The organism is Micromonospora sp. NPDC126480, assembly GCF_040302465.1.
In the GTDB taxonomy this organism is placed as follows: domain Bacteria; phylum Actinomycetota; class Actinomycetes; order Mycobacteriales; family Micromonosporaceae; genus Micromonospora.
Genome location: NZ_JBEORU010000011.1, coordinates 123,907 through 142,022 on the forward strand (window position 1 = coordinate 123,907; position 18,116 = coordinate 142,022).

The window sequence follows — 18,116 nt, forward strand, 5'->3', positions numbered from 1 at the left end:
ATGCCGGTCCCGGCCCGACGCCCGCCAGCCCGACTGGCGGGCCTCGCCGGTGCCCTGCTGTGCGGACTCCTGCTGGCGCTCGGGCCGGCGGCACCGGCTCAGGCGCACGCCACGCTGCTGGGCACCGATCCCGCCGACGGTGCCGTCCTGCCGAGTCCGCCGGCTGAGGTCACCCTGACCTTCAACGAACCGGTCCAGGTCCGCACCGGAGCCGTCCGGCTGCTCGACGCCGCCGGCGCCGAGCAGCCGGCGGCGGTGCGTACCGTGGACACCCGGGTCGTCCTCTCCGTGCCTCCCGGGTTGGGCGACGGCAGCTACGTGGTCACCTGGCGGGTGATCTCCGCCGACAGCCACCCGGTCGCCGGCGGGTTCACGTTCGCCATCGGCGCCCCCACCGCCGGTGCGATCGACGCCACGACGGTCCCGGAGCCCAGCCGCGGCGTGCGGCTGACCCGGCAGCTCACCGAAGCGCTCGGCTACGCCGGCGTGCTCGGCGGCGCGGGCCTGGCCGCCTTCGCGTTCCTGCTGCTGCCCACCGCTGCCGGCGCGGCCGTGGTGCGGCGCCGGATCTACGTCCTACTGCGCTGGTCGGTGCCGGCGACGGTGGTCACCATGCTGGTCGCGCTGCCCGTCGTCGTCGCCTGGCAGGACGGCAGCGACCTGGCCGCACTTGCCCGAGCAGCGACCTGGCGGACCGCGCTGGCCACGGACACCGCGCTCGCCGCTCTGCTCACCGTCGTGGGCCTGACCGCGGCGCTGCTCGCCACCCGGTCACAGACCCGGCGGTACGCGGCAACGGCCGGCCTGGCCGGCGCCGCGCTCGCCGTGGGATCGCTGGCCCTGACCGGGCACACCCGCACGTTCGGCCCTGCCCCCCTCGTCCTCACCGCCGACCTGCTGCACGTGGCCAACGCCGCGCTGTGGCTCGGCGGCCTCATCGGGCTGACCCTGCTGCTGCTCCCCTCCTCCCAGGCGACACCGAGCACAGCCGCGACCGCCGTGGCCGCGTTCTCCCGCGCCGCCGCGTTGCTGGTCGCCGCCCTCGCCGTCACCGGCGTCCTGCTCGGCTGGCGCATCGTCCGGACCTGGTCCGCGCTGTTCGGCACCGCGTACGGCGTCGCGCTGCTCGTCAAGGTCGCGATCGTCGCGGTCATCGTGGGGATCGCCGCCTGGAACCGCTACCGGCTCGTTCCCCGGATCACCTCCGCGGACAGCGCGGGCCCGGCGTGGCCGCTGCTGCGCCGCACCGTACGTGCCGAAGCCGGGTTGCTCGCCGTCGCCATCGCCGTCACCGGCGTGCTGGTCACCCAGAGTCCCGTCCGCGACGACAGTGGCTCCGCTCCACCACCCGTGGACCGCCCGGCGTCCGTCGAACTCACCGCACAACTCGGCGACCACCGCACCGCCATCGTGCTGACCCCCGGCACCACCGGCGTCAACGCGCTGCAACTCACCATCCTCGACGGCGAACGCCGACCGGTCGAACCGGTCACCGCGCCCGAACTGCGCTTCAGCCTGCCCGCCCAGCAGGTCGGCCCGCTCGAACGCCCCGTCTCCCGCACCGCACCCGGCCGCTACGAGGCCGTCGCCGAGTTCCCCCTGCCCGGTCAATGGATCATCGAGGTCAGCGTTCGCACCTCCAAGTACGAGAATCCGGTCGCCCGCATACCCGTGGAGATCCCGTGAGACGCCTGGTCGCGCTCCTGGCCGCCACGGCGGCGGTCCTCCTGCTCACCGCTTCCCCGGCCGCCGCGCACGTCCTGCTCGCCAAGGCACAACCCAACGGCGACGGCAGCACCACCCTCACCTTCACCTTCGACCACGGCTGCGGCGAATCACCCACCACCGAACTGATCGTCTCCCTCCCGGCCGGCGCCACCCCGGCCACCCGTACCGGACAACCCGCCGGGTGGAAGGCGACGACCGAGCCGAGCCGGGTCGCCTGGACCGGACCCGGGCTCAAGGCCGGCGCCGAAGCCGCCTTCTCCCTCACCACCCGGCTGACCGGCACGATCGGACAGCCACTGCGCTTCCCCACCGTGCAGCGCTGCGCCAGCGGTGAAGCGTACGAATGGACCGACCCGCAACCCGGAGACGAACACCCGGCGCCCAGCCTGATCGCGACCGGCGCGATCCTCGCGCCCGCCCCGACGGTCACGCGGGCCGCTCCCGCCCCGCCGCCGGGCACCGGCGGCGCCGCCACCCTGCCACAGGCCCTCGGCGCACTGGCCCTCTTCGTCGTCACCGCCACGACGGCCGCCGCTCTCGTGGGTCACCGCCGGCGCCGGAGGCCCGCCGACTCGGACGCGCCCGAGGCAACGACGCCCTGACGCTGTCACCTCCCGATCGTCCGGCGGCCCAGGGCTTGTCGAAGGACCGCTCGGCGGCCACGCCACCCGCCGGTCATGCCGTCACGGCCGCCGGCATGTCGAGGGTTTGCCGACCCATCCGGAAATCGGGATCGATCTGGGTGGCGAGGTCGGCTCCCACCCGCTCGTTGGCCCATGCTGCTGCGTTGCGCCGGTGGAACTCGTGGGCCCATCGCGTGAAGGACTCCCAGTCCTGGACGGTGCGGTCGACGGCATCCGTCAGCTGTTGCAGCACCGCCTGGTTGGCTGCCTCCAGTTCGGTGAGCGGCCTCACCGTGCCGCGTTCGGCCCGTCGCACGTACGCCGAACGGCTCACCCAGGTGAGCAGGTCCTCCCCGACGTGCTCCCGGAGGAACTCGACGTCGGTGGCATCCTCGACCTTGTTGCCGACCACGGACAGCGCGACCCCGTAGTCCCGGGCGTAGCCGGCGTACTGGCGGTAGACGCCGACGCTGCGCACGGTCGGCTCGCAGATCAGGAAGGTGCGGTCGAAGCGGGTGAACAGCCCCGAGGCGAACGAGTCGGCGCCGGCGGTCATGTCCACCACCACGTACTCTCCGCGCCCGTCGACCAGGTGGTTGAGCAGCAGCTCGACCGCGCCGACCTTGGAGTGGTAGCAGGCGACCCCGAGGTCCTCGGCGGTGAACTCGCCGGTCACCGCCAGTCGCACACCACCGACTGCCCGGACGCACGACGCGTAGATCGGGTTCTCCTGCGCCACCCGCAGCAGGCGCGAACCGGTTCCGGGCGGGGTGGTCTTGACCATCTCGGTGGCGGACCCGATGCGGGGATTGTCGCCCCGGAGGTAGTTCTTGATCTCGGGTAGGTGCTCGCCGAGCGGGGTGATCGCCGCAGCGGCACCCTCCGGCCCGCCGAGGGCCGCTGCGAGGTGCTGGTTGATGTCGGCGTCGATGGCCAGCACTGGCCGCCCCAGCTCGGCGAGGTGGCGGGCGAACAGCGCGGCCAGCGTGGTCTTCCCGCTGCCGCCCTTACCGACGAACGCGACCTTCACCGCACCACCCCAGCAACGCTAACGGCAATCGTTTCCATGTGCGACACTGTAGCCGGTGGTGCGGCCCTCCGGACGGCGACCACCGTCGTGTCACCGGTCGGTGTGCCGACGTCTCCGGCGAGGAGCGGCGCTCACCGCCGTCGCGTGGTCGGGTTCGCCCCGGCGTGCCTCGACAGCGAGGCCGAGCACGTCCGCTGCGATGCGGTGGATCGTGCCGAGTGTGCGCTCGCGGCCGCCGACGCCCTCCACCATCAGCAGCAGGTGCCGCACGCCGGGCAACGCTGCCGCCTGCTCCAGAACCTGCGTGCAGCGGTGGGGTGAGCCGACGGGGTGGATGGTGATGAGGCGTTCCACGTAGGCGGCCAGGTCTCGTTGACCCGCGGTTGTGCCGTCGAGGCGGACGTAGCCGCGGGTGCCGGCCAGCAGCCCCGGAAGCCCGGCGCGGACGGCGTCGACGGCGCGGTCGTCGTCGTCCTCGACGTACGCCAGGTGTGCGCTGGCATGGCCGGCGCGGTCGGCGTCGTGACCGTGCGCGGCAGCGACCCGGGCGTAGCGGTCCAGCAGGTCCGCCTTCTCGGCCAGGTCGGCGTGCAGCCCGAGCAGCAGCGGCATGCCGTGCCTCGCGGCGAGCTCCACCGTCGGCGGCGAGGTCGCCGCGACCCACACCGGTATCCGCCGCGCGGGTCGCGGCACCACCGGCACCGCCCGGAACGGAAACCGCTCGTTGCCGGCCACGATCGGTGCGCCGGACAGCCACCGGTCCAGCAGCTCGAGAGCGTCCGGGAAACCGGCGCGGAAGCGGTCCAGGCCGGTGCCGAACACCTCCAGGTCCACCCAGGGGCCGCCCCGGCCGACGCCGAGACGGAACCGGCCGCCGGACAACTCGTCGAGCAGCACCGCCTCCTCACCGAGCGCGACCGGGTGACGGTTGGACAGGATGCAGGCCGCGGTGCCGACGACGATGCGCCGGGTGGAGCCGAGCAGATGCGCGGCGAAGGTGATCGCCGAGGGACACACGCCGTAGGAGATGAAGTGGTGCTCGGCGATCCAGACCCCGGCGTACCCAGCGGCCTCCGCGGCGCGGCCGTACTGATGGGCGTCGGCGAGAGCCGTGGCGTGGCTGGCGTCCGGGCGGTGCCCGGCGAGCAGGAACAGGTGGACGTCGACGTCGCGGCCTGCTCGCCGGGCGGTGACCGGATCAGCAGTCACGCAGCTCGGGAGACTGGTTGAGCAGCTGGCCACGGGCGGAGACGAAGCGGCGGTAGGTGTCGGAGTCGACGGCGGACAGGCGGAACGCGGCGACCCGGTGGCAGTTCTGGAAGGCCAGTTTGACGCCGAAGTGGCGCTCCAGGCTGGACCGGATGGCGTCGCTGGCCAGGGCCCGCAGGAGCTGGCCGCGTTCGGCCTCACCCGGCGGCGGGACGACGTTGTCGGCGAACTCGGCGTCGGACGACTGGAGATCCGCCGCCACCCGGCTGACGGTCTGCCAGGCGTACGGCAGTGATTCGCGGACGCAGGCCACGAACGCCTCGTCGTCGACGGGACCCGATTCGGCGGCCTGCAACAGGTTCGGTGGCACGGTCAGAGACATGCTCCTCCTCACACACGATAACGACCACAGTTTTCGTTAGCGTTTGCGCCACGAGCACACCATGTACCGTGCGTGGCGTCAATGGCACCGATCGTGCTTCAGCCGGAGCGCAGAGAATCCCCTACGAGCGGCACTCTTCTATACACTCATCCGCACCAGCGGCACGGGGAGAAGCGCACCGCCATCGCCTGCTGGCACTCATCGGCGCTGGACAGACAGAAGGTGGAGGCGGTGTGAGCGCACCCGAACGCATCGCGCCAGCACAAGAAAATTCACCGGGCGAATCTCCGCCGCCGCACGACGTGCCGCTCTCGCGCGGTGCCGCCGCCCGGGCACTGATCGCCGAGCGCGTCAGCTCCGTCGAGGTGCTCGCCGCGCTGCTGATCCTGCTGATCATCCTGCGGGAGCCGCTCGCCGGCCTGCTGTCCGCGCCGTCGTTGGCGACCTGGACCACGGTGTTCGTCTCGGTGATGGTGCAGGCGGTTCCGTTCCTGGTGTTCGGTGTGCTGCTGTCGGCCGTGATCGCGGTCTTCGTTCCCCGCTCGTTCTGGGCGCGGGCCCTGCCGAAGCATCCCGCGCTCGCGGTGCCGGTGGCCAGCGCGGCCGGTGTCGTCCTGCCCGGCTGTGAGTGCGGCGCGGTGCCGATCGCCGGGTCCCTGATCCGCCGTGGCGTCACCCCCGCCGCGGCGCTGGCGTTCCTGCTCGCCGCACCCGCGATCAACCCGATCGTTCTGGTCGCCACCGCGGTCGCCTTCCCCAACAACCCCGAGATGGTCCCTGCCCGCGCCATCGCGAGTCTGGTGGTCGCCGTGGTGATGGGTTGGCTGTGGCTACGGCTGGGCCGCGCGGACTGGATCCGGCTACCGCACCGGCCCGAACTCGACGGCCTTCGGCGGGGCGAGGCGTTCTGGGCCGCGGTCCGGCACGATGTCGTGCACGCCGGCGGCTTCCTCGTCATCGGCGCGATGGCCGCCGCCAGCATCAACGTCCTGGTGCCCGAACGGTGGCTGCAGACCCTCGCCGACCAGCCGGTGCTCTCCGTGCTGGCGCTGGCCGCGCTCGCCGTCCTGCTGTCCATCTGCTCGGAGGCGGACGCGTTCGTCGCCGCCTCGCTGTCGCAGTTCTCCCTCACCTCCCGGCTCGTCTTCCTCGTGGTGGGACCCATGGTCGACCTCAAGCTCATCTCCATGCAGGCCGGAGTCTTCGGCCGCCGGTTCGCCGCCCGCTTCGCACCCGCCACGTTCGCCGTAGCGGTCACCGTCGCCGTGGCCACCGGGGCGGTGCTGCTGTGAACCGCCAAGCCCAGGCCTGCGTCATGCTCCTTCTCGGCGGTGCGGTCCTGCGGGCCAGCCTCACCGACCTGCACCTGCGCTACGTCAAGGAAGGGCTCCGTCCGTTCCTCATCGCCGCCAGCCTGCTGCTGATCATCACCGGCGCGATGACCCTCTGGTACGAACTGCGACCCGCCGCCGCACCCGACGCCGCAAACGAGCGGGAGGCAGCCACCCCGGTCGTCTCCCCCGACAGCGGAGAGAGCCCGCGCACGGCCACCGCGCACGGGCACGACGACCACGGACACGACCACCACGGGCCGCGCGTCGCCTGGCTGCTCCTCCTGCCCGTCCTCGGGCTTCTCCTGGTCGCCCCGCCCGCGCTCGGCTCCTACGCCGCCGGCCAGGCCGGCACCGCGCTCACCGCCGACCGGGACTACGAATATCCCCCACTGCCCGCCGGCGACCCGGTGCGGACCTCGGTCCTCGACTACGCCGCCCGCGCCCTGTTCGACCAGGGACGGTCGCTCGACGACCGCCGCGTCCAGCTCACCGGCTTCGTCATTTCCGGCCCCGACGCCGAGCCGATCCTCGCCCGAATGATCATGTCCTGCTGCGCCGCCGACGGCCGACCGGTCAAAGTCGGTATGACCGGCAGCGCACCCGCCGGCCTGGCCGCCGACACCTGGATCGAGGTCACCGGCCGCTACACCGACCGCCGCGGCCGCGACCCGGTCAACGACGAGGAGATCCCCTACCTCCAGGTCGAGTCCTGGCGACAGGTGCAGCCGCCGACCAATCCGTACGGATAGCCGGCCGGCGCGCGGCCCGGGTGGGCGGTGGGCTCGCGCGCCGGCCACGTCCGCCGCTTGCAGGTACCCCCTACCTCGGCGGACGTCTGTGTTCAGCTGCTGCTACGGGACGCGGTGTCAGAGGAGAACCTCGAAGGTCCAGGTCTTGGCGCCGGAGCTGATGGTGGCGCCGGTGGAGGCGAGCTTGGCGGTGACCTCGAAGGTGACGGTGTAGGTGCCGGCAGCGTCGAAGCCCCAGTTGGCGTGGGCGTGGGTGTTGCGGTTGACGTTGAGGCTGTCGGGCAGACCGTTGCCGCTGTCGAACAGCACCGTCGGGGTGCCGCCGGAGACGGTGTAGACGCTGAAGCCGGCCGGCCCGGTGACGTTGGTCAGCTTGACGGTGACCCGGTTGTTCTGGAGCACGCCGCTGGGCACTTCGGTGGTGTTCCAGCCGGCCCAGAGCAGTCCGGCGGTGTTGCCCTGCGGCAGGACCCAGGCCTGGCCGCCGGTGCCAAGGAACGACCAGGCGCTGCCGCCGGGCACGGTGAGCTTGGCGGTGTTGGGCACGCGCAGGACGACGTCGGCGGGGTTGCGCTCGACCGACGGGCTGACGGTGTCATCGAGCAGGTTGACGGTCAGCGCACCGCCGGCATAGTCGACGTCGATGACGTCGACGTGGCCGCTGGAGAGCACGATCGGCGCCGCGACAGCGGGGGTGGCGGTGCCGGCGAGCAGCGCGGCGGTCAGGGCGAGGCCGGTGAGGAAGCGACTGCGGGTACGCACGCCGCTCACGCCCTGACCACGACGCGCAGGGTGGCGGGTTCGCTGGTGACCTGCTCGCTGGTGGCGGCGAGGGTGCCGGTGGCGCGGAAGGTGACGCAGTAGGTGCCGGCACGGTCGAAGGCCCAGTTCGCGTGGAGGTGGTCGCCGGCGGTCAGGGCGATGGTGTCGGGCAGGCCGTCACCGCTGTCCGCGAGGACGGTGGGCTGCCCGACGGCGTTCTCGGTGTAGATGGCGAGCTGCCCGGGGCCGTTGACCGACTGCAGGTCGAGGGTGAGGGTGTCGGCGGTGAAGGTGCCGGGCTCGACCTCCTCGGCGGCGATGCCGGGCCAAACCAGGCTGGTGTTCTGGATCTCGGGCAGGATCCACACCTTCGACACGCCGGGCGTACCGAGGAAGCCGAAGGCGGGATCGTTCGGGACGGTGACCTTGGCCTGCCGCTTGACGACGACCTTGACCTCGTCGGCGGCGTACTCGACGTCGGTGTCCTCGTCGTGGACGCCGAGCTCCAGCGCACCGTCCTCGTAGGCGATGTCGACCAGGTCGAGGTGCCCGGAGTTGAACGTCACCAGGGATGCCTGCGCCGCCGCGGGGGCAGCCGCGAGCAGCGCCGCGGTCACCACACCGGAGGTGAGCAGCAGGCGGATGGGCTTACGCACGAAGGAACTCCTTCCACGCGGTCCCCTATGGACCGTGTTATCGAAAACGATAGTCGTTTTGGTTAGCGCGGGGAAGGCTCTTCCATCGGACGCTTCCACCGCCGGGTCAGCACGCCGTGTCGTGGCGCGATCAGCCAGGCGGTGAGGAAGACGGCGGTGGCGACCAGGACGATGGTGCCGCCGACCGGTGTGTCGTAGCTCCAGGACAGGTACAGCCCGACGAGCGCCGACGTGCCGCCGATCACCGGGGCGAGCAGCATCATCACGCCGAGCCGGTCGGTGAGCAGGCGGGCCGCGGCGGCGGGGGTGATCAGCAGGGCCAGGACGAGGATGTTGCCGATGGTCTGCAACGAGATCACCACGGCCAGGGTGACCAGGACGTAGAGCACGATGTCGAGCCAGAAGACCGGCAACCCCATCGAGCGGGACATCTCGCGGTCCAGGCAGACCGCGACGAACTCCTTGTGCAATACCAGCACCAGACCGAGGATCACCAGCCCGGCGCCGCCGACGACGTACAGGTCCCGGTCCGGGATGCCGGTGATCGAGCCGAACAGGAACTGCTGCAGCGACCCGGCGTAGCCGGGCGCCTGCGAGATGATCACGATGCCGAGAGCGAACGCGGCCACCAGGAAGACGCCGATCAGCGAATCCTCCTTGACCCGGCGGTTCTGCGAGAAGATCGCGATCAGCAGGGCGGTGGCTACACCGGCGACGGCGCCGCCGAGGACCAGGCTGCCCTGCAGGACGAAGGCGACCGCGATGCCGGGGAAGACCGCGTGCGTCACGGCGTCGCCGATGAAGGCCATCCCCCGCAGTACGACGTAGCAGCCGACGACCCCGCAGACGACGCTGGACATCACCGCGATCGCCAGCGCCTTGGGCAGGAACGCGAGGTCGGGATTGAACAGGTCGGTGAGGAAATCGGTGATTGACATCAGGCCGCCCTCACCAGCTTCAGCAGCGCAGACGTCGCGCTCACCCCGAAGGTCTGCGTCCACAGGTCAGCGTCCTGCAGGTCCGCCGGGCGGCCGTCGGCGATGATCCGGCCGTTGAGCAGGACCAGCCGGGTGCAGGAGTCGACCGCCGCGACCAGGTCGTGGGTGGTCATCAGCACCGCGCGGTCCTCTCGGGCCAGGCTGGTGAACAGGTCGCCCAGCAGTTCCTGAGTGGGCATGTCCAGCCCGGTGAACGGCTCGTCGAGCAGCAGGATGCTCGGCGCGAGCGCGAGTGCCCGCGCGACCAGGACGCGTTGGCGTTGCCCACCGGAAAGCTCGCCGACCGGCCGCCGGCGCAGTCCGGTCAGCTGTACCCGGTCCAGCGCATCGCCGACCGCCCGCCAGTCGGTGACGCCGGGGCGTCGGAGCAGGCCCAGGCGGCCGGTGCGGCCGGACATCACGGCCTGCTCGACGGAGATCGGGAAGTCCCAGCTGAACTCGTGGCGCTGGGGGACGTAGCCGATCCCGGACCGGCCGGGACGCGTCGGCCCGCCCTCCACCAGCACCCGGCCGCGGCGGCTGCGGATCAGCGCCAGGATCGCGCGCAGCAGGGTGGTCTTGCCGGCGCCGTTGGGTCCCAGCAGTCCGACCAGCTCGCCGCGGTCCAGGTGCAGCCGCACGTCCCGCAGGACCGGCCGGCCACCCAGATCGACGTCCAACGCCTCGATCTCCAGTGCTCTCACGGCTGGCCCCCCGACGATGCGCTGGCGCGTTCCTGCTCGGCCCGCCGTCGGGCGCCACGTCCGCGCAGCAGGAGAAAGACCAGGCCGAGAGCGAGCACGACGGCCGACCCGGCCAGCGCCATGATCAGAGGCGTCCGGGAACCTCCGGCCCCCTCGTCGGCTGCGGCCGGGTCCTCACCGGACGGCTCCTGGCCGGTCGGTGCGGGGATGTCGGCCACGGCGGCGAAGGCCTCGTCGGCGCTGGTGGCGTCCCCCACCGCGAAACGCAGCGTACGGGTCGCCGAAACCTTCTCCCCGTTGACCAGGTCGGCCGAGACCTGCACCGCGACCAGGTAGACACCCGGTGCGGAGAAGACCCAGTTGGCGTGGGTGTGGGTGTTGACCTCGACCCAGAAGGGCTGGGCCGTCGTCTCGGCGGATCGCCAGAGCGGCTGCGGCGGCGCGAAGTTGCCCGACTGGAGGTAGGTCGTGAGCGTTCCCGGACCGCGGACACCGAGCAGGCTCAGGGTGACGCCCCGGTCGATGGTCTGCATCACCCGGGGATCCTGGGTGTTCCAGCCCAGCCAGACGACATCCTGGTCCTGGACCTGCGGCACCACGTACGCCCGCTTGCCGGCCTCGATGCCGAGGAAGGCGTACGCCGGATCGTCTGGAACGGTCTGCAGCGCGGCGTCGGAGACCCGGAGCAGGGTGTCGTCGGGGTCACGCCACACCGGTTGCGCCTGCGTACCGTCGTGGATCAGCAGCGTCCACCGGTCGTCGACGTAGCGGGGGCCGATGTCGACGTGCCCGGTGGCGAGAGTCGTCCGTCCGGTGGCGAGGGGCTGGTCGGCCGCGATCGACTGGCTGAGGTTCGGCGTCGGCTCGGCTGCCCACGCCCGGGTCGGTGCCGTCGCCACCATGAGCAGCGCCGCGAGCGCCCCTCGCAGGATGACTGTGGTCACGCGGGTGCGGCGGCGCGCCCGTCCTGCCGTCACTGGTTCCTCCATCACTTCTCCGTGGTCAGGCAGTCGCGCAGCGATTCGGCGTTGAACCGCATCATCTCCGCGTAGGTGGTGACGTCGCGGTCGAACGCGTCGCCGTAGATCGGGCACACCCGCAGGTCCTCCTCGCGGGCCACCTCGGTCAGCGTGGCGGACCGGGCCGCCAGGTTCGGCTCCAGGAACACGGCGGGGATCCGCAGGTTGCGGATCGTCTCGGTGAGCTTGCGGCGGTCGGCGAGGCTCGGCTCGGTGGCCGGGTTGGGTGTGACGAAGCCGGAGATCTGCACGCCGTACGCCTTGCCCAGGTAGCCGAACGCGTCGTGTGTGGTGACGAGGTGGCGCCGCGAGGGTGGGATCTGCGCGATGGTGTCCCGGACGTACGAGTCGAGTTCTTCCAGCTGCCGGATGTAGGCGGCGGCGTTCGCCCGGTAGTCGGCGGCGCCCTCGGGGTCCACGCCGATCAGGGTGTCCCGGATCAGTTGCACGTAGGCGATGGCGTTGCGGACGTTCTGCCACAGGTGCGGGTCGATCTCGCCGTGCACGTGCTTGCCGAGGACAGCCTGCGGCAACTGGTAGACCTGGGTACCCGGCCGGCCGAGGAACCGGAAACGCCGGTCGCCGGGCACCTCCAACAGCGCCTTGTTCGGCACCTCGATGACGGTGCGCGCCGGGTCGTACACCCGTTGGGTCGCCTCGCCGCCCCCCTCGGGGTCGGCGAGCAGGTATAGCCGCCGCTGGTCGAGGTCGACGGTGACGTCGGCGTGCCCGCCGGTCAGCACCTCCGACGTCCCCGGCACCGAGTGCGGGTCGACCCCGACGGCGAAGGTGAAGACCTGCTCACCCATCGGTACGGGCGCCGTCTGCGGGTCGACGGCCAGCCGCGCCTGCATGGTCAGCCGGTAGACACCCGGCTCGGTGAACGCCCAGCTCATGTGGGTGTGCGCGTCCGGGGGCAGCGTCGCGGTGTCGTCCCGGTACCCGTTGGCAGGGTCGAAGCCGTCACCGGAGTCGACGTAGAACGACGGGTTGCCGAACGACTCGATGAGGTACGCGTACATCCGACCCGGGCCGCCCACGCCGGTCGCGCTGAGCAGCACCTCCGAGGACCGGTCCGCACCCTGCGCCGCACCGGTGCCGCGCACCCGCATGCCCAGCCAAATGGTGTCCAGCGACACATCCTCGACCAGCGGGATGACCTCCGCCGCGTACTTCACCGCCCCCTCGGCCAGCGAGATGTTCGGTACGCCGTCACGAAGGTTGGCGTCCAACGCCTTGATCAGGGCCTGCTCCTCGAGGAGCAGGTAGTTGCTGAACGCCACGTCGGCGTAGACGACGTCACGGACGTCCCGCAGTGACGGCTCGTAGCTGTGCGGATCGGCCCCGTCCGGCACCATCGAGGTCACGGTCACCCGGTCGCCGCCCACGTTGCGGGCCAGATCCCGCAGGATCCCGGTGGTCGTCAGGACCTGGACCCGCTCGTCGTGCGAACTCAACGCCACCTCCGACCGGCAGCCGCCGGCGAGCACCGCGGCCAGCAGCAGCGGCAGCAGGAGCAGCCGCCGCGGGCCGAGCCGGCGGCTGCCAGTCCTCGGCACCGCCGTCACCCGGTCCGGAGGGCGGCGCGGCGGCGGACCAGCAGCAACAGCAGGGCTCCGACCGCCACCAGGACGACGCCCAGCGCCGCGGCCGTGAGCACCCAACCGGCGCCGGTACGCGGCAGCGGGCCACCGCCACCCTGATCCGAACCGCCGTCGCCGTCGCCGTCGCCGTCGCCGTCGGAACCGGAACCGGAACCGGGGCCGAACCCGGCATTCGGATCGGTGCTGTCGCCGACGGCGATGGTGAGCGTCTTCGTGTCGGTGACCGCCTTGCCGGCGGTGGTGGTGCCGCTCATCTGCACCGCGAGGCGGTACAGACCGGGCTTGCCGAACGCCCAGTTGCCGTGCGTGTGGGTGTTGAGCGGGATGTCCAGCTTCTGCGGGAACGGCTTGGCGGAGTCGAACAGCACGTCGGCCTTACCGAACGAGCCGGTCAGAAAGAGGGCGAACCGGCCGGGTCCGTTGACCCCCTTCAGCGTCCACGTGACGCTGCCCTTGACGCCCGACACGACGGACGCGTGCTGGGTGTTCCAGCCGGGCCAGACGAGACCCGCCTGCTGGGTCTGCGGGAGCACCCACACGGTGTCGCCCGGCCTGCCGAGAAAGTCCGCTCCGGCGGGCACCGTGATCTTCGCCTTGTCCTTGGCGTGCAGGACCACGTCGGCGGTCTCCCGCCAGACCGGAGGGCTGGTCCGGTCGTCCTTGATCCGGATCGTCCAGCTGTCCCCGGACAGATTGGGACCCATGTCGACGTGCCCGTCACTGATCACCTGACGAGCACCGGCAGCGACCTTCGCCGCCTCCGGCGGGGCCGCCACCTTCGGCGCTGCGGCGGGCTTCGGAGCGGCAGCGGGCTTCGGAGCGGCAGCCGGTGCGGCGAGTGCCTCGGCGCGCGGTTGCGGCGCCTGCTTCAGCGGAGCGGGCAACGCCGGCTCCGCCGGCTCGATCGCCGGAACGCGGACCCGGTACGTCGCCTCGGCGCGCACCGTCTCACCGGAGCGCAGGGCGGCCGAGCCGGTCAGGGTGAGCCGGTACTCGCCGGCCGCGTCGAAGGCCCAGACCACGCCACCGGTACGCGTGCCCGCCGGCAGTTGCGTCGACCGCTGCACGCCGGCACCGCTGCCGAACAGCGGGGTCGCCGCGCCGAGACCGGACAGGGTGTACGCGGTGAACGTCCCCGGCCCCTCGACCGAGCCCAGCGTCAGGGTCACCCGGTCGTCGACGGCGATGCCGGGGCGTACCCCGGTGGTGTCCAGGGCCGGGAACCCGGTGTCACCGGCGGAGAGTGCCCACACGGCATGGCCCGGCTTCCCGAGGAAGGCGAAGGCCGGTCCGGCCGGGACCCGGCCGGCGAGGCCGCCGCCCGGCCCGAGCACCACCTCGGCCGGGTCGCGCCCCGCCGCGCCGCCGGCCGCCTGCGCGGCGTCCCGGAAGCGCAGCGACATCGTGTCACCGTCGAGCGCGACGGAGACCAGGTCGGCGCCGGCCGAGGTGACGGCGGCCGGTGCGGCGGCGGCCGGCGTTGTTGCGGGTGCCAGCGCCAGCACGACGGCGGCAAGGCTCGCGGCGCCGACGCGCATGCTTTTCATCCTCATTGGTCGCTCCCCAGGCGTAGCCGAGTCACTTCTCGTCCTTCCGCGTGTTGTCGGTCGTGGGATGCCGGTTGTCGGGGCCCGGACCGGAACGATCGGCGTCCGGCATCGGGTGGTCGTCCGGTGCTGATCCGCCATCAGCGGCGGCCGAGGGCTGCCGGCCAACGGCCACCGGGATGTCCTGGCCGTCCGGTGCCCGGCCGGCCTGCGCGCGGCCCTCCTCCCGGGCGGCAGCCACCGCCCGCGCGAACTGCGCCGCCCGGCGGCGCCGGGCCGCGATCAGCGCCCAGCCGGCGAGGATGAGCAGGGCCAGCAGGGCGAGCTGCGGCCAGGGCACCGCCCAGACGGCCGCCTGCGCCGTGCCGGCCCGCGGTGGCGGATCGAGGACCTGGTCCCCCATGGCGGCCGGCGTGATGGTCGCATTCGTGGTCAGCCGGAACAGCGGCGGAACACCCGCCATGCGTACGGTGGTGGTCAGCTCGCCGCCGGGCAGGATCTCCGGCAGGGCCGCACCGGCGACGGACCGCCGGGCCAGGCCGAACGGTCCGGACACGCCGAGCACGGGCCGCCCGCTGAGCCGTACGTTGCCGGTGTTGCGGACCGTGAACGTGGCGGTGACCGTGCCACCGGCCAGCGGGTTGGCCGAGCCGGTGTGCCGTACTCGTAGGTCTTCGACGGTCAGCGTCGGCTGCAGCTCACCGGTGACCCGCAGGTAGATGCGCGCGCCGACCCGGTGGTCGACGGCGACCTGGTTACCCTGCGCGTCGACGGCGGTGCCGGCCAGCGAGGCGACGATCCCTCCGGCGTGATCCCCGGGCGTGGCGTTGCGCGGGACGGTGAGCGTGAACGGTACGTCCAGCCGGGACGTCGACGGGATGGTCAGGGTGCGGCTCGGCAGGCGGACCCAGGAGCCCACGTCGGTGGGCTTCCGGTCGGCGGCCAGCAGATCGAACCCGCCCCGCGTGGTGGTGACCGCGTCGCTGGCGTAGAGGTTCAGGGTGAGCGGGCGGTTGGAATGGTTCGTGACGCCGACGTAGTCGGTCAAGTTGGCGCCCGGGTCGAGCTTGTAGCTGAACGCCGGCCGGCCGTTCGGCCCCCGCGCGCTCGACGGTGCCACGCCCCAGGTCGCGGCGGCGGGCGACGGTGCCGGCGACGACGTCCCTTGCGTCACCGGCGGCGTGGCGGGGGTGGGCGCGGCCAGCGCGGAGGCAGGTGGCACGGGGACCACGCCGAGCAGGGCGATCCCGACGGCGATGGTGGCGAGCAGGCGCATTGCGAGGACTGGTCCGTTCCTGGGGTACGAGAGGAGGTGCGGGGTGGGCGGGTCGCGGCAACGACACGCCCACCCCGCGCGGTGGTCCGGTGGCCAGGCTCACGGCTCGACCACCGGACGGGTTGGTGCGATCAGATGGCGGTGAGGGTCAGGGTCGCGGTGTAGATCCCCGCCGCCGTCTCGGTGGGCAGGCTCAGCCGCAGGCCCGCGCCCAGCTGTGCGGTACCCCGTCCGGCGCCGTCCGGTGCCGAGCCGAGCACCGCGCTGTTGCCGAGGCCACCGCCGGCTCCGACGACGTACGGCGCCACCTCCGGACCGGGAACCACGCCCTGCCCGTCGGCCTGAGCCAGGACCCGCGGCGTCCAGCCGAGGTAACCGGCGCTGAACGTCGCCCCGTCCGGCCCGACGAAGTCCGCCGGGATCTGCCCGGACGCACTCCACCCCGGCTGGCCGGCGCGGGTGTCGGTCACCGTGACCGGCCGGAGCTCACCGTTGCTCTCCCACCGGTCACCGGCGGCGTTGAGCTGCGCGGGCGGCAGCACCACGGCCCGGTCGTCCGGGTTGACGCTGATCACCAGCGAGCCCTGCGTCTCGTCGATCGACGCGGTGATCGTCTGCGAGGCGGCCGGATCCTCGGGCGGGAACGCCACCCACAGGGTCACCGGCTCGCTGGTCGCCACGACCTCGTGGTCGTCGTCGTAGAGCTTCGCCACGTACTCGCAGGCGTTCAGCTCCCGCGTGGCGGTGAACGAGTAGCTCGCGCCACCCTCACCCGGAATGACGCTCCAGTCCGCCGCGCCCGGACACTTGCTGAACCAGTGGTAGTGGTCCAGCTCGGTCTGCGGCGTCTGCACCGCGTTGAGCGTGACCGTGTCGTTGGGCTGGTACTCGTCGGCCATCCCGCTGACCGCCAGGCTGACCTCCGGACCGCCCCCGGACAGCTCGCCGACGACGAACGAGTAGTCGACCGGCCCGGTGCTGAGCGTGGTGCCGTTGCTCAGCGTCGCGTCGGCCTGGAACTTCAAGGTGTAGTTGCCCAGCGCGCTGAACGCCCAGTTCGAATGCGCGTGCGTGTGCACCGGCACGTCGATCACGTCCGGAAGTCCGTCCTCGCTGCGGAACTTGACGATCGGCCCGCCGAACGAGTCCTGCGTGAACAGCGTGACCTTGCCCGGTCCCTCCACGCCGACCAGGCTGAGCCGGACCTTGTTCCCCTCGAACACCCCCGAGTCCAGCTCGGTGGTGTTCCAGCCCGGCCAGAGCAGATCCGGGTCCTGCGTCATCGGCAGCAGCCAGATCTGTGAACCGGCCGGGCCCAGGAACGCGAACCGGGGGTCGTCCGGCACCTCCATCGCCGCCTGCGGCAGCACCTGGAACGTGACGTCCGCCGGATCCCGGATCACCATCGGACTGCCCGTGTCGTCCCTCACCTTCAGGGACAGCTCGCCGTCGGCGTAGTGCACGTCGACCGCGTCGGTGTGCCCCGTGGACAGCACCACCTTCTCGGCCGCCGACGCCGCGGTGGGCGCCAGCACCGTGCCGGCGGCCACCACCGCCCCGGCGAACAGGGCCGCGAAACCGCGAGCCCTCAGTGTCGCATTCATACCTCCCCTTTCCACGCCACGCGCGGCTGCGCGTGGTGGTTTCTGTGACCCGGAGTCCTGCCGTTGGGCAACACCTCCGCCGGGCGGGCGGCGGCCGACGCGGAGCGGGTGGCCCGTGCCGGACCGGTGCCGCCAGCCGTCACCAGGACGCCTTACGGATGCCCGGCAGCTCGCCGCGCAGCGCCATCTCCCGGAACCGGATACGGGACAACCCGAAGCGGGTCAGCACACCGCGCGGCCGGCCGTCAATCACGTCCCGGTTGCGCAGCCGAATTCGGCTCGAATCGCGGGGCAGCCGGGCCAACCGGCGCACGGCGTCCTCGCGTACCGCCGGGTCGGTGTCCGGGTGGGCGATCAGCCGCTTCAGCTCGGCCCGGCGGTCGGCGTGCCGGGCGACCAGTTCCTCCCGGCGGGCCTGCCGGTTGCTCAGGCTCTTCTTGGCCATCAGCGGGCCTCGCGGAACTCGACGTGCCGGCGCACGATTGGGTCGTACTTGCGCAGCACCAGCCGGTCCGGGTCGTTGCGGCGGTTCTTCCGGGTGACGTACGTGTAGCCGGTGCCGGCGGTGCTGCGCAGCCGCACGATCGGACGGACGTCGGTCTGGCGGGCCATCAGAGCTTCACTCCCCGGGCGCGCATCTCGGCGACGACCTTCTCGATGCCCTTACGGTCCACCGTCTTCAGCGCCTTCGCCGTCAGGGTGAGGCTGACCCACCGTCGTTCCGACGGCAGCCAGTAGCGGTGGCTCTGCAGGTTCGGGTTCCAGCGGCGGCGGGTGCGCCGGTGCGAATGGGACACGGCGTTGCCGAAGCTCGGCTTCGCGCCGGTGACGTCACAGCGTCGGGACACAGTGCTCGCTCCTCAATAAGACTCATACGATAACGACAACGGTTTTCAGTTCTACATCAGCCGA

General features: G+C 72.1%; 19 protein-coding genes. 4 read left to right on the forward strand and 15 right to left on the reverse strand.

Annotation, left to right across the window (positions count from 1 at the left end; genetic code table 11):
- Both ABTW87_RS13105 and ABTW87_RS13110 read left to right on the forward strand, forming a co-directional pair.
- The gene (locus ABTW87_RS13105) at positions 1–1,686 is read left to right on the forward strand and encodes a copper resistance protein CopC (protein ID WP_350651031.1); all 1,686 of its coding nucleotides are present in this window, start codon (positions 1–3) and stop codon (positions 1,684–1,686) included.
- Positions 1,683–2,330 carry a DUF1775 domain-containing protein gene (locus ABTW87_RS13110; RefSeq protein WP_350651032.1) on the forward strand — a complete coding sequence of 216 codons (648 nt, stop codon included), beginning with the start codon at positions 1,683–1,685 and terminating at the stop codon, positions 2,328–2,330. The genes ABTW87_RS13105 and ABTW87_RS13110 overlap by 4 nt, the downstream gene beginning before the upstream one ends.
- Positions 2,331–2,403: 73 nt before the next feature.
- Here the strand turns inward: ABTW87_RS13110 and ABTW87_RS13115 are convergent, their stop codons facing one another.
- The 3 genes from ABTW87_RS13115 to ABTW87_RS13125 all read right to left on the reverse strand — a co-directional run bounded on the left by ABTW87_RS13115 (position 2,404) and on the right by ABTW87_RS13125 (position 4,972).
- Positions 2,404–3,381 (reverse strand): ATP-binding protein, encoded by a 978-nt coding sequence (locus ABTW87_RS13115; protein ID WP_350651033.1) that lies wholly within the window; start codon positions 3,379–3,381, stop codon positions 2,404–2,406.
- A 90-nt stretch (positions 3,382–3,471) separates the two neighbouring features.
- Positions 3,472–4,590 carry an LLM class flavin-dependent oxidoreductase gene (locus ABTW87_RS13120; RefSeq protein ID WP_350651034.1) on the reverse strand — a complete coding sequence of 373 codons (1,119 nt, stop codon included), beginning with the start codon at positions 4,588–4,590 and terminating at the stop codon, positions 3,472–3,474.
- Positions 4,580–4,972 (reverse strand): SCO5389 family protein, encoded by a 393-nt coding sequence (locus ABTW87_RS13125; RefSeq protein WP_350651035.1) that lies wholly within the window; start codon positions 4,970–4,972, stop codon positions 4,580–4,582. The genes ABTW87_RS13120 and ABTW87_RS13125 overlap by 11 nt, the downstream gene beginning before the upstream one ends.
- A 233-nt stretch (positions 4,973–5,205) precedes the next feature.
- On the opposite strand from ABTW87_RS13125, the gene ABTW87_RS13130 reads away from it, so the two are divergent.
- Positions 5,206–6,264 carry a permease gene (locus ABTW87_RS13130; protein ID WP_350651036.1) on the forward strand — a complete coding sequence of 353 codons (1,059 nt, stop codon included), beginning with the start codon at positions 5,206–5,208 and terminating at the stop codon, positions 6,262–6,264.
- Positions 6,261–7,055: a TIGR03943 family putative permease subunit gene (locus tag ABTW87_RS13135; RefSeq protein ID WP_350651037.1), complete on the forward strand. Its 795-nt coding sequence runs from the start codon at positions 6,261–6,263 to the stop codon at positions 7,053–7,055. Before ABTW87_RS13130 ends, ABTW87_RS13135 begins: the two co-directional genes overlap by 4 nt.
- Before the next feature lie 117 nt (positions 7,056–7,172).
- Here ABTW87_RS13135 and ABTW87_RS13140 read toward each other — a convergent pair whose 3' ends face one another.
- The 12 genes from ABTW87_RS13140 to rpmB all read right to left on the reverse strand — a co-directional run bounded on the left by ABTW87_RS13140 (position 7,173) and on the right by rpmB (position 18,052).
- Positions 7,173–7,826, reverse strand: a complete 654-nt coding sequence (locus tag ABTW87_RS13140) for a choice-of-anchor M domain-containing protein (RefSeq protein WP_350651038.1) — start codon at positions 7,824–7,826, stop codon at positions 7,173–7,175.
- Positions 7,823–8,473 (reverse strand): choice-of-anchor M domain-containing protein, encoded by a 651-nt coding sequence (locus ABTW87_RS13145; RefSeq protein ID WP_350651039.1) that lies wholly within the window; start codon positions 8,471–8,473, stop codon positions 7,823–7,825. The genes ABTW87_RS13140 and ABTW87_RS13145 overlap by 4 nt, the downstream gene beginning before the upstream one ends.
- A gap of 62 nt (positions 8,474–8,535) precedes the next feature.
- Positions 8,536–9,411: an anchored repeat-type ABC transporter permease subunit gene (locus tag ABTW87_RS13150; RefSeq protein WP_350651040.1), complete on the reverse strand. Its 876-nt coding sequence runs from the start codon at positions 9,409–9,411 to the stop codon at positions 8,536–8,538.
- Positions 9,411–10,154 (reverse strand): anchored repeat-type ABC transporter ATP-binding subunit, encoded by a 744-nt coding sequence (locus ABTW87_RS13155; RefSeq protein ID WP_350651041.1) that lies wholly within the window; start codon positions 10,152–10,154, stop codon positions 9,411–9,413. Before ABTW87_RS13155 ends, ABTW87_RS13150 begins: the two co-directional genes overlap by 1 nt.
- Positions 10,151–11,131, reverse strand: coding sequence for a choice-of-anchor M domain-containing protein (locus tag ABTW87_RS13160; RefSeq protein ID WP_502891576.1), 981 nt, complete (start codon positions 11,129–11,131; stop codon positions 10,151–10,153). The genes ABTW87_RS13155 and ABTW87_RS13160 overlap by 4 nt, the downstream gene beginning before the upstream one ends.
- An 11-nt stretch (positions 11,132–11,142) precedes the next feature.
- Positions 11,143–12,741: an anchored repeat ABC transporter, substrate-binding protein gene (locus ABTW87_RS13165; protein ID WP_350651043.1), complete on the reverse strand. Its 1,599-nt coding sequence runs from the start codon at positions 12,739–12,741 to the stop codon at positions 11,143–11,145.
- Positions 12,738–14,315 (reverse strand): TIGR03773 family transporter-associated surface protein, encoded by a 1,578-nt coding sequence (locus ABTW87_RS13170; protein ID WP_350651044.1) that lies wholly within the window; start codon positions 14,313–14,315, stop codon positions 12,738–12,740. The genes ABTW87_RS13165 and ABTW87_RS13170 overlap by 4 nt, the downstream gene beginning before the upstream one ends.
- 40 nt (positions 14,316–14,355) lie before the next feature.
- Positions 14,356–15,600 (reverse strand): WxL protein peptidoglycan domain-containing protein, encoded by a 1,245-nt coding sequence (locus ABTW87_RS13175; RefSeq protein ID WP_350651045.1) that lies wholly within the window; start codon positions 15,598–15,600, stop codon positions 14,356–14,358.
- A gap of 131 nt (positions 15,601–15,731) precedes the next feature.
- Positions 15,732–17,204 carry a choice-of-anchor M domain-containing protein gene (locus ABTW87_RS13180; protein WP_350651046.1) on the reverse strand — a complete coding sequence of 491 codons (1,473 nt, stop codon included), beginning with the start codon at positions 17,202–17,204 and terminating at the stop codon, positions 15,732–15,734.
- A 139-nt stretch (positions 17,205–17,343) separates the two neighbouring features.
- On the reverse strand, positions 17,344–17,649 hold the full coding sequence (rpsN, locus tag ABTW87_RS13185; RefSeq protein WP_350651047.1) for a 30S ribosomal protein S14: 306 nt from the start codon (positions 17,647–17,649) through the stop codon (positions 17,344–17,346).
- Complete coding sequence (gene rpmG / locus ABTW87_RS13190; protein ID WP_095565727.1) at positions 17,649–17,816, reverse strand: 50S ribosomal protein L33; 168 nt, start codon at positions 17,814–17,816, stop codon at positions 17,649–17,651. Before rpmG ends, rpsN begins: the two co-directional genes overlap by 1 nt.
- Positions 17,816–18,052: a 50S ribosomal protein L28 gene (gene rpmB, locus ABTW87_RS13195; RefSeq protein ID WP_350651048.1), complete on the reverse strand. Its 237-nt coding sequence runs from the start codon at positions 18,050–18,052 to the stop codon at positions 17,816–17,818. Before rpmB ends, rpmG begins: the two co-directional genes overlap by 1 nt.
- Positions 18,053–18,116 lie beyond the last annotated feature (64 nt).